The following is an 11,673-nucleotide window of genomic DNA, read 5'->3' as shown; positions in this document are numbered from 1 at the left end:
TAATTTTGCTCGTAGTCTTACCTGACTGTCGCAGCACGGACAGTGACACTCATTTATACGCATCTTTACACGCCAAAAAGCGCGTACGGATTTGGCCGTACGCTTGTACAATTATGGAATCATTGACTTTGCACCGCCGTACAAGGCGTCTCCAGCCATTGCTTGCGAAACAAACCGCACTGTTTTATATGAACGATAAGCCCATACTGCACCTACTCCTACCCAATAAAGCGCCACTATTCCACCGCAGACATTATTTGCTTCGTCGAAAGTAAGTTCTCTCATTCAATTTTCCTTTTGATAGATCCCAATATTCTGCTAATCAGATGAACGATAGCGGAATAAACTTATAAGTGCTTGAGGCCAAAAGTAACTGAACTTTGGGTCAATATTTTTAGATGAGGTAGATAGTCAGCTAAACTTGAATTTCTTAAAGTAAGAGAAACTTTTTGGCGTGCAGTATTTATTTGTATAGTCTGCAGAAAAGTAGTAGGAAAATGGTGGTTCTGTTGGAATGCTTGTGCAAATCGATGCCTAGACAAAAAAGCTGAATGGTTATTAAAGAGAAAATGCAAAAACCAGTAAGCATTAGTCGCGAGCAAGTCATCCTGACCACGGAACGTTATTAATGCTCATTCAAATCAAGACTGATTGCCATTAATCGGTTTTTAGGGCGTTGTCGCGCCACTCTGACGCAATAGTCCTCGGCCAAGCCATAGACAACATTACACTGTTGATTGAGCTCGACAGGAAGCGGATGGCCCTTCATTATATCGAACCTTCTTATCTGCGCGTCCGATGTTGTTTGGGTGTAGAGACTATCGCCAACAATTTCCCACTCAAAACTAAGCGGGGTGGTATTTATGGCTATTAATCTTACCTCATCACTATCGTTTACCCGCCATATTCCGTCTATGTTTTGCTTTTGTATAAAAAGGCCATGCTCGGTGTTTGCAATCCGACGGGCAGGTGGCAAACCAACTTTATGATGCTCATTAGTCCGCGGGTTCATTCTGAAAACCACACCCTGACCATCGTGATCGTTGATGTATAAAACAGAGTGTGAATCAAACGTAGGTGAGCGGCCGTCAAACTGCTCGCCCAATGTTATTTTATTCTTTTCCAGATCGCAGAGGGTAATTCGGCCCCGTCGGATGAGCGCGCACTTGTTGCCATCTGAGCTGATGTACATTTGAAGCGCATCAATGCCTAACGGTGCACGAGTGAGTTGAACGTGTGAGTGGGTGTTAGTATCGAACTTCCAAATCTGCGTTGTGCCAGTTCTGTCCGAACTGTAAAAAACATCACTTTTATGAACAGCCAAAAGGTAATTTGCCGATGATTCGTCAGTTGTTACAGGTTGATTTACCGGGGCGATTCTCTTATTACCGCTCATTAATAGATTACTGGCGCTGAAATTACCATCAATAAAAGCGAAGCCATCCGGATGGTAAGTAGGATAATAGGCCGGGTGTGTTAACGTTACCAGGGGAGTAAGCTGTAAGTTGTGGTATTTCAGCCCCGTAAATACCCCGTTGTCGTGTTTAAAAACAAGATAGGTATTGTGCATTGCTATACTAAACATCGTATAGTCGATATCAGTTCGCCAAAGACTGTCGTATAGGTTATCTGCATCGTAAAGCTCTACGATAGTGGAGAAATTATCCTCTGTTCGCAGTGTTGTTAAAAACTTACCATCAGGTGATGTATATACGGCATAAATGCCAATGCCTTGTTTACTTGGAACTCGCTGAGACAATAGCTCACCAGTCGAGTAATCATAAACATCAAGTTGAGATTGGCTTTTGCCGGGCGGAATCTGAGCCAGCAAAATACGGTCACCTTTGAGATAAGCGATGTCTATTGTAATGCTTGCAGGGTTACAAGATATAATCGGTTTGCTGCTGTAAGTGACTTGCTCATAATCAAGGCTGGCCTGCATAATCTCACAGGATTTTGCGCTTTTCTCGACATATAGTAGCTGCTTTTTGTCAAGCCATACGGGTTCTCTAATATCTGCATTAGGGGCTGTTATTTCTATACTGCCAGCATTTGAAGATTCATAAGCGAGGACGTGCCAGTTTTCATCGCCCTCGCTTTTCACGCCATAAGCATACTCATCGCTAAATGATGAGAATGCAGGTTCGCGCTTATCGTTCGATGAGTCAACATAACCGACAGTGGCTCCGGCTGTGAATTCTGACAGATCTTTATCGAAATAAAACGCGCTTACTATTGCAGTTAGAATGACGCAGGCAATTGGCAAAAGTAGCCATCGAACTACCCTTAAGGCATTGCTTTCTTGTTTTGGCTCATCCCGCTCAACTGTAGGCGCTTCTGAGACAATCTGAACATGTGCAATAAACTCATACCCAACATTTTGAACTGCTTTGATGAAGTTCACGCCCGGCTCGCCAGTTGCCTGATTAAAATTTTTGCGAAGCCTTGATATTGCAGTGGCGAGTTGTTGTTCTGACGCTATACTCTGTGCTGGCCATAGTTCAAATAGCGTTTCTTTCGTAACGGGGTCGCCGTTACTTGTTAGAAACAGCTCCAGAATCTGTCGCTGGAGGTTTGCCAGTTCAATTTTCCCACCTTCATAAATGATGATTCCACGTTTGGGAATATAGGTGAGATTATGGGCAATGATGTACTTCTGCTCCATGCGATTCCTGTCTCAATGAGAATAAATAAGCTTTACGTAATAAAATGTAATGTGCTGTCAGGACTTATTATCACTTTGTAATAATTGGTAAAGGTTTCGTCAAGCAGCGTTTGCATAGCCATAGTATAACTTGCGCTCTCAAAATAAAAATTAAGGAGCGTCCCAATGACCAAACTCATCAAAGCACCTACTATAGCAATTCTTTTAACTGTATTTTCCCTTCCTGCATTTGCAGCCGGTGATAAAGAGAAGACTTCGTCTGAAACGGTTATAACCACAAGTGGGATGGAAACGATAGGTCGCTGTTCGAGCTATCCAGAGTGTAATAAAAGATTTGCCGGTAACTAAGTAATGGCCGGAGAGGGGCATCGCTTTATATGGCGTGTCGAAGAAGTATTTGCTTCGGGTGACAGTCGTGTAATAGCTGAAGCGACTGACTTAAAAGATTTATCAATCTATCGGGATACAGATTTAGAACTTGTCCTGGTGGTTTTATATTACGACTCCGAGGGGATCACGGATGAGGACCCTCTTTTTATTCAAGATGATGAGATACCTTCAAGGGCTCGTCATGACCTGGATGTCCCCCTTACTTACCAATTTGAGTATAACGAAGTGTGGTCAAACATAACGGATAACGTTATATGAAAGTCACATCTAGGATGTGCTCAATCTCTAAGTAACAGCGCAGCCCGGTTCAGTTTTCAAGTTTGAATTAATGACTGGCCCGGGCATCGCTCTATACATACATCGCAATATCACCACACCCGTTCTCGGGCACCTTTGAAGCACCGGGATTCTCTTTTGAATAGCGACTGAGACAAAAGCATTGCCATGGGCACGATTATCGGGCGCTGAAAATAATCCCGCGACGCGGGGCTTTATTGAAGCCACCCCTGTTTAGACTACAAAAACGTTCTCAGATTTGAAAGTTGCACTACCTTAACTATCGGAACTTGCAAGTGAAATCGATAATTTTCCGCGGAGACGTAATGTTTTTTTAAAGCTGCTAAAAAGAAACTGTTAGATCGCAATCATTTTGGGACGATAACGCACAATACTTGTCGTTCCTTTTCCCCGCTGGCGAGACATTTCAAATACAACCGGTAAGCTAGCTACGACATCGGTTACCTTTTTTCCACCATAAGTGCGAGGGTCGAAATCCGGCTTGGCGCGTTTCAGGAAACTACCCGCAGGGCCAACGTTAACCCAGCCATCTTCGTTCTGATAGAGTTCCCAAGCTTTAAGAAAAGCCGGGATAAGCTCTTCAGCACCATTTGTAGAGCTGGCCGAAGCAGGACCTGGCACTGCTTTTTCTGTTTTATTTGCCTGAGCTGTTTCCAGGTTTTCGGTAAAAACGAAATCATCACAAGCGTTTCTGAAGGATACCGGTGTTTTCTTTTCTCCTACACCGAATACAAATTTCTCAGACTCTCTAAGCCTGGATGCTAGCTTAGTAAAATCGCTGTCGCTGCTTACGAGAGCAAAGGCATCAATGCGGTCGGTATACAGTAAATCCATTGCATCAATTATCATCGATGCATCGGTCGCATTTTTTCCGGTGGTATAGGCAAACTGTTGTATGGGCTGAATCGCCAGCTCATTCAATGGTTTCTTCCAGTTTTTAAGTGTATCGGCCGACCAATCACCATAGGCTCGTTTGATCAATACGTGTCCGTGGGCAGAAATCTCATCCAGAATTGCAGAAAGCCTCGCTAGCTGGGCATTATCGGCATCTATAAGTACAGCAACTTTTTTATGAACATCCAAGTCTTTCATTGTTTTTTCCTTAATAACACTAATTAGTGTAACGGCACTTGGGAAAGTTAGCACAGCCCAAGAAAATATTGCCCGCTTTGTTGCCACGCTTCGCTTGCCGTTCTACAAGCTCACTACCACAACGCGGACAGGATATCTGTTTTTCAGGTTCTATTTTGGGCTTCGTTTGCACGTCATAAACCAAAGACAATAGCTCCTTTCCACTAAGTAAAACGATAGATTTACCAGCTGCGAAGTCGATTGCCTGCTGAGTAAAGTGGCCTGAACTAATAACAATTACCTTATCTGCATGACTTGCTATCAGTACACCAAACATCTCACGCACTACACTCACGCCTACCTTTTGAGCTTTCCATTGTTTACACTGAACAAGTACCCATTCTTTGTTTTTTCTCAACTCAAGGTCGATACCACCGTCTGCACCAAATCCGCCTTCTGCCACTCGATAGCCTTGTCTGCGAAATGCTTCTGCGACTAGCTCTTCAAAATTGCGCCAGTGCAGTTGTCGAATGGTCTCAATACTCTTTTGAGAATCTAGTTGCTTGGCCTTTCGTCGTGAATTGAAAAACGAAAAAGGCGCGATGAGTAATATGAAAAGTGTGAAAAGCGGTGCAGGAACAGCAAGCGCCTTAAACACCATATTGATAATCGGGTTGTCGGTCTCAGTAGAGGGGAGTAAATGGCCCATCACAAAATAGGTGATTGCTGCAGTTACAATGGATACCCACCACGGCGCTTGAAGCAGAAGGTCAGCAAAAGATGGATTCTTTCTAGGCACAATCAAACATCCTTGTTCAATAATGATTTGATATTAACTCAGTCAATGTCCTGATTGGGTATTAATTCCAATTGTGTAGTATTGTTTGTAGCGTGGTGCAAACTATAGAGCGAGAGGCGAGGAAAACACGGATGTGTTTATTGGTATTGATGTCGCTTGTGCGAAAGGCAAGCATCTGCCATTAGTGATTTGTCGTCAGGAAAAGGGGCGACTGTTGCCAATACCCTTAGCTAATCACCAAATAAAACCCCCTAAAGGTTTGGGTAATGTCTTAACACTGCACGACGAAGTGAATATGGCGTTTTCAAACGATGTCGCGAACTACATCGAAACGATATGCGATGAATTTCACTTGAACCCTATTCGGATAGGCATCGACTCACCACTTCATCCCCGAGACAACCTTCTAAAGCGCAGAGTCGCAGAGCAGGCACTAGATAAAGCCGGCATCAGTTGTTATACCACACCATCTTCAGACGATTTTGAAAAGATTAAGGCAAAAGGTATTGCTCATCTTGAAGCGAATAAGCCGATACAGAATCTGCCACATGCTCACCAAATATTTATGCTGCTAGGTTTTGCTTTGAATGAAAGGCTGAGCAAAGTAGCTGAATGCATAGAAGTTTACCCGCACGCCACAGTCAAGCAGTTAGGTGTGGCGAATATCCACAAAACCAAAAAGAATCAGGCAGAGTGTCAACTGTCTGCGATGTCGCATTGCACCGGTTGGCCCAAGGCAGAGAGTGATTGGGCGCAGGTAGATAAGATATGTCTGGGACCGATGCACGACAAAGTGGATGCCTACAGTGCAGCCTGGGTAGCAAGTTTGCCCGAGCAGGACCGAATCTGTTTTGGTGATGCACAGAAGGGGGATGCCATATGGATACCAAATGTTGAGCCAATACGACGTCCAGCAGCACATATACGAACAACGTTTCAGCCCAAGACGATAGAGCAAGCCTCAGCAACAAGCCATCAACGGCCTTGCCCAGCCTGTCACCAGCACCTATTCAAGCGATGGCCGTTTGGATGGGACGCGCATGCTGCACACAAGTGCAAAGGCTTAAAAGAGGCGGAGCCTGAGGCCAGGAAAACAGAATTTAAACGTCGATTTATGTAGTGGCTAAGTCTTATAAGCAAATATTGAACAATCATTTTTCGCATCTTTAGCAATAAAGTCCAGACACAAAAAAACCGACTTGCGTGGGCTTATTGTTTCTCTTTTCTGTAGACGTGAAAAGAGTGATACCAGTGGGCGGACTTTAGGCTGGTCGCCACGCGATGGGCCGACACTCGGACGCCACGCCCGAAGGCAACGGATTTTGAAAAGTTAGTGTGCATTTTTATTGCTCAAAATCAGTATGTTAATTCTTTTTTTAAAAAACTTTGCAAATTCTTCGCAAGCACATTGTTTTTGATGTTGCAAATACAATGTGCTTGATAGCAATAGCTTGGTTGCAATTTAACCTGGGAAGTGAGTCTAACTCACCTCACACGGGTTCTACCCAGATTGTACGGTCACATCCATAAAGAGGCATAATGGGCCAACGATGGTGCTGAGTTGTTGTCTCAGTTTACCGCGTCAACGCAGTTACACCGGGCTCAGGCTAACGGGAGTAAGCGGACTATGGGTCCTACTGCCGTATGAATGCCTTATGTGTTTTAACGGGATAACCACATCAGCCATTGCGGTACCCAACAGCTTCCAATTAATTCAATCTGCTCAGGGCTGGAAAATACACTCGTTAATCGATAACGTCTTCGAGGGAGGATGTTCCGTATCTATCCAACAATGTGTAGAACATAAAGAGTATCCACGATGACAGAGACACAATCAAACACAGCTGAGATATCTGATCTTCATGACTTTGCGCGCCTAACAGATTATTCCCTGTTAACAGCGTTAACCCCCGATCCTCAGTCTACCGAGGACGGCGCTGACCACAATGCAAGGCAGGTGTTTTCTGGCCACTATGTTCCTGTAACTCCGACTCCCCTGAATAATCCGGTCTACCTTTCTCACAGTCAAACTTTGTTTGATGAACTGGGGCTAAGCAATGAACTGGCGCATTCCGGTGCATTTATCCGGCTTTTTTCGGGGGATATGACGCAGCTGCCTGAGCCAATGAAACGGGTGGGCTGGGCAACAGGCTATGCGTTGTCAATTTATGGGACAGAGTATATTCAGCAGTGTCCGTTTCAGACCGGTAATGGCTATGGTGACGGCCGGGCGATGTCGGTTGTAGAGCTGGTGGCTAATGGACAGCGCTGGGAAATGCAGCTTAAAGGCGGCGGACGTACACCCTATTGCCGCGGTGCCGACGGTCGTGCAGTATTGCGCTCCAGCGTGCGCGAATTTCTGGCCCAAGAGTTTATGCATGCGCTTGGGGTGCCCACTTCGCGTTCACTGAGCTTGATCATGTCAAAAACCGACACAGTGGAACGGCCATGGTATCTGGAAGGCTCAACATCTGTTGATCCTGAAATTCTGGTGTCTAATCCGGTTGCCATAACAACCCGAGTCGCGCCTTCATTTTTACGGGTGGGGCAACTAGAGCTGTTTGGCCGTCGCGCTCGCAGTCATGAGCATCCTGATGCTATGAAAGAGCTGGAACAGATTGTCCGTCATCTTATAGAGCGTGAATACATAAATGAGATTGATATTACCCAACCTTTAGCAGCACAGGTTCTGCAACTGGCCGAAGCCTTTTGCGATCGCCTGACGTCGTTGGTAACTAACTGGATCCGCGTAGGGTATTGCCAGGGGAATTTCAATAGTGACAATTGTGCTGTGGGTGGGTTTACGTTGGATTACGGCCCATTCGGTTTTTGTGAAATCTTTGACCCGAAGTTTCAGCCATGGACCGGTGGTGGCCAGCACTTTTCGTTTTTCAATCAACCAGCCGCAGCTTTTAAAAATTTTGAGATGTTCTGCCAAGCGGTGGCTCCACTATTGTCAAAATCCAATGAAGACATATCAGCGCTCGAGGCGGTGCTTAATGGGTTTCCAGCTATCATGGAAGAAAAGCTCAATACCATGTGGGCAGCGAAACTTGGACTCGCTGAATACGATAGCGAATTGCTGATGTCTCTTTGGCAGCTTATGGCGCGCACGCCTGTAGATTATACGATATTCTTTCGTGAACTGTCCCAACTGCCCGACGACATCGCAGCTACAAGCAAGAGTTTTTACAAACCCGTCAGCAAGGCTCTTCTTAGTGACTGGAATGGCTGGTTAGCAACTTGGCGCAAACGTGCTCTTCATACCCCAGACAGCAACAGTGTTGCTACAAAAATGAAGCGTGTAAATCCTAAATACACCATGCGAGAGTGGCTAGTGGTGCCAGCTTATCAGCAGGCAGAAAAGCAGGATACATCGCTACTTGGTGAATTACAGCAGGTGCTTTGTGCACCTTATGATGAACAATCACAAGCTATGGAAGAAAAATACTACTGCTTGCGGCCTGATGAATTTATGCACGCAGGGGGTGTCGTTCATTATAGCTGTTCTTCTTAAGTAACGAGCATGACTCCGACAAAGTGGCCTATTGCCGAGATAGCCGTATTGAAATCATCAGAACCAAACCATTGGGTTGAGAGCACATCGAAGGCGAAATACTGAAGTGTTTAGCACCATAAATAGTATCGCTTTAAGAGTGAAGCCAGTCGCAGCGTCAATAATTGATCGAAAAAAAGCCCTAGTATTCACATATTGATACATCCCATGGCTTTTTATGCAATAAGGTAGGACTGCTAATTGCAATCCCAAAACGAAATAGGTGAATAGGTGCAAAATAGTGAAAGGCAAAAGAATCAAGGGCAAGAAAACGAAGGACATATTCAGGTACGCGGAGCTCGTGTACACAACTTAAAAAACATCAATATTGATATACCTCGAAATGAAGTGGTGGTATTTACGGGGGTGTCTGGTTCCGGTAAGTCTTCTTTGGCTTTCGGTACGCTATATGCGGAAGCTCAGCATCGCTATTTAGATTCTATATCTCCCTATGCCAGGCGCTTAATAGAGCAGGTAGAAAAGCCTGATGTAGATGCTATTGAGAGTCTACCGCCCGCGGTAGGTCTTCATCAACGTCGCGGTGCCCCTTCTGTTCGCTCGTCAGTTGGAAGTATCACTACGCTTTCTAACAGTCTGCGCATGCTGTATTCACGTGCCGGCGATTATCCCGAAGGTCAAAGTATTGTCTATGCAGACGGGTTTTCTCCTAATACGCCTGACGGTGCATGCAAACACTGTGACGGTATTGGCAAAGTTTTTGACACTCAAGCCCATCGCTTAGTGCCCGACGCTAACCTTACTATACGTGAAGGAGCTGTAGCTGCGTGGCCTGGAGCATGGCAAGGGAAAAACCTCGTTAGGGTGCTGCTTTCCCTTGATATCGACGTTGATATTCCGTGGCGAGAGCTACCGAAAAAAACACGAGATTGGATCTTATTTACTGATGAAATGCCACAGGTGCCAGCATATCGAAATTATAATCTAGAGCAAACTCGTAAAGCACGAAAAGAGAAAGAACCTGCAAGTTACAATGGGAAGTTTATAAGCGCACGACGTCATGTACTCGATACTTTCAAAACGTCTCAAAATGAGAAAATGAAGCAACGAATAACCCCTTTCATTTCTGTTGAAACATGCCCGGTTTGTCGGGGTAAAAAGCTTAAGCAAAAGGCACTGGCTGTTAAAATTGATGGTTTAGATATTATCGATTTTTCAAGGCTGTCACTACAAAGTGTTTATGAAAAGCTTAAGGCGTTGCAACACTCGGTCGAAGGCGATACCTCAGAGCGGGGCAAAGTTATACAAAGTATAACGGGCGACATTGTTGAAAGACTAAAGCCGATAATTGCGCTGGGTCTTCATTACCTTTCGTTAGATAGAAGCACTACAAGTACCTCTGTAGGTGAGCTGCAGCGACTGCGCCTGGCAACGCAGCTAAAATCAAAGTTGTTTGGTGTGATGTTTGTCATGGATGAACCTTCATCAGGGCTTCATCCTCGCGATGTAGAAGCACTTATTGACGCGCTTCACAATATTACTGCTTCTGGAAATTCGCTGCTTGTTGTTGAGCACAACCCTTACGTCATCAAAGGCGCGAATTGGGTAGTGGACGTTGGACCTGGAGCAGGTATTAACGGAGGAGAGCTTGTTTACAGTGGTCCAGCTAATAAATTGGTAGGCGAGAAAAGCTCAGCTACTGCAGAATATGTTTTTAACAACAGAGCACTTTGTACTCGCTCTAAGCGTAAGCCAATTGAGTTATTGCGCCTTAATGATGTGTCGATAAATAATGTCAATCATGTCTCTGTGGATATTCCTCTTGGTGTGATGACGTGTGTAACTGGGGTTTCTGGTTCAGGAAAATCGAGTTTGATTAGCCAAGCGCTGGTTGAACTAGTTAAAGACGGTTTAAACACTGCTGTGAAAGATGAGAAAAAAGCGAAAGAAACAAAAAAAACAAGAGATGCTAAGGAGGTGCTCACTGACGCCAGCTCGCTTTTTGCACAAGACACGACACCGAAACAAGGTTTTATCGATGCTGGGATTGATCAGTTAAGCCGAATAGTTGTGGTAGATCAATCGCCCATAGGTAGAACCCCGCGCTCAACTTTGGCAACCTATACCGGAATATATGATCAGATCAGAAGCTTATTTGCATCAACACAGGAAGCAAAGACTCGTGGATACGATGCAGGTCACTTCTCATTCAACGTCGCAAAAGGGCGGTGCTCTAATTGTGAAGGGTTGGGTGTGGTATCAGTAGAACTACTGTTTATGCCGAGCGTTTATTCACCCTGCACCGTTTGTAACGGTAAGCGTTATAACAATGAAGTATTGGAAGTTCGCTACAACGAGCGCTCCATCGCCGATATATTGTCGCTTACAGTTGAACAGGCAATACCCGTATTTGAAACTAATCAGGTTATTACACGCGGACTTCAAACAGTAATGAACGTAGGGCTTGGCTATCTAACCTTGGGTCAAAGTGCTACCGAGTTGTCGGGCGGTGAGGCGCAACGAATTAAACTGGCGTCAGAACTTAAACGCGCGCAAAACTCCAACACCCTTTACGTGCTCGATGAGCCTACAACAGGTTTGCATCTTTCAGACACAGCGTTACTTATGCAGCATTTAGCAAAGTTAGTTGAAGGTGGAAACACGGTTGTGATGGTTGAGCATAATATGCAGGTGGCTGCAGCTTGCGACCACATTATAGACATGGGGCCGGGCGCGGGCGGTGAGGGAGGCCGGATAGTTGCTCAAGGTACACCAGAGAAAGTTGCTAATGCTAAGGACAGCGCCACAGCTACATTTTTAAAAGCGAGCTTAAGCGCTTAGCGGAAAGGCCTGAATTACCTAAACACTTTCTGTGTCCTTAAAATACGGCATATTGAATCGCCAGCCGCTGGCCCGACACTCGAGCGTCACGCCGGG

The 11,673-nt window shown here is 45.1% G+C and carries 9 protein-coding genes; 5 read left to right on the top strand and 4 right to left on the bottom strand.

Going from position 1 to position 11,673, the window contains the following annotated elements; genetic code table 11:
• Window positions 1-111 precede the first annotated feature (111 nt).
• Both HHX48_RS10850 and HHX48_RS10845 read right to left on the bottom strand, forming a co-directional pair.
• On the bottom strand, window positions 112-285 hold the full coding sequence (locus tag HHX48_RS10850; protein ID WP_191025011.1) for a hypothetical protein: 174 nt from the start codon (window positions 283-285) through the stop codon (window positions 112-114).
• Between the two features lie 340 nt (window positions 286-625).
• Window positions 626-2,665, bottom strand: coding sequence for a winged helix-turn-helix domain-containing protein (locus tag HHX48_RS10845; protein WP_191025009.1), 2,040 nt, complete (start codon window positions 2,663-2,665; stop codon window positions 626-628).
• A gap of 165 nt (window positions 2,666-2,830) precedes the next feature.
• Between HHX48_RS10845 and HHX48_RS10840 the strand changes: the two genes are divergently transcribed.
• On the top strand, window positions 2,831-3,013 hold the full coding sequence (locus tag HHX48_RS10840) for a hypothetical protein (RefSeq protein WP_191025007.1): 183 nt from the start codon (window positions 2,831-2,833) through the stop codon (window positions 3,011-3,013).
• Between the two features lie 3 nt (window positions 3,014-3,016).
• Window positions 3,017-3,313, top strand: coding sequence for a hypothetical protein (locus HHX48_RS10835; RefSeq protein WP_191025005.1), 297 nt, complete (start codon window positions 3,017-3,019; stop codon window positions 3,311-3,313).
• A 375-nt stretch (window positions 3,314-3,688) separates the two neighbouring features.
• Here HHX48_RS10835 and HHX48_RS10830 read toward each other — a convergent pair whose 3' ends face one another.
• Together HHX48_RS10830 and HHX48_RS10825 are read right to left on the bottom strand one after the other, a co-directional pair.
• Window positions 3,689-4,444 (bottom strand): NYN domain-containing protein, encoded by a 756-nt coding sequence (locus HHX48_RS10830; RefSeq protein ID WP_191025003.1) that lies wholly within the window; start codon window positions 4,442-4,444, stop codon window positions 3,689-3,691.
• A 19-nt stretch (window positions 4,445-4,463) separates the two neighbouring features.
• Window positions 4,464-5,222, bottom strand: a complete 759-nt coding sequence (locus HHX48_RS10825) for a restriction endonuclease (RefSeq protein ID WP_191025001.1) — start codon at window positions 5,220-5,222, stop codon at window positions 4,464-4,466.
• A 133-nt stretch (window positions 5,223-5,355) separates the two neighbouring features.
• On the opposite strand from HHX48_RS10825, the gene HHX48_RS10820 reads away from it, so the two are divergent.
• The 3 genes from HHX48_RS10820 to HHX48_RS10810 all read left to right on the top strand — a co-directional run bounded on the left by HHX48_RS10820 (window position 5,356) and on the right by HHX48_RS10810 (window position 11,577).
• Window positions 5,356-6,342 carry a DUF429 domain-containing protein gene (locus HHX48_RS10820; RefSeq protein ID WP_191024999.1) on the top strand — a complete coding sequence of 329 codons (987 nt, stop codon included), beginning with the start codon at window positions 5,356-5,358 and terminating at the stop codon, window positions 6,340-6,342.
• A 699-nt stretch (window positions 6,343-7,041) separates the two neighbouring features.
• The gene (locus tag HHX48_RS10815; RefSeq protein WP_191024997.1) at window positions 7,042-8,739 is read left to right on the top strand and encodes a protein adenylyltransferase SelO; all 1,698 of its coding nucleotides are present in this window, start codon (window positions 7,042-7,044) and stop codon (window positions 8,737-8,739) included.
• A gap of 270 nt (window positions 8,740-9,009) precedes the next feature.
• On the top strand, window positions 9,010-11,577 hold the full coding sequence (locus HHX48_RS10810) for an excinuclease ABC subunit UvrA (protein WP_191024995.1): 2,568 nt from the start codon (window positions 9,010-9,012) through the stop codon (window positions 11,575-11,577).
• The last annotated feature ends 96 nt before the right edge of the window (window positions 11,578-11,673 follow it).

Source organism: Salinimonas profundi (assembly GCF_014750655.1).
Lineage (GTDB): Bacteria > Pseudomonadota > Gammaproteobacteria > Enterobacterales > Alteromonadaceae > Alteromonas > Alteromonas profundi_A.
Note: the sequence above shows the minus strand (reverse complement) of the source record. Positions and strands in the feature narration are given on the sequence as shown.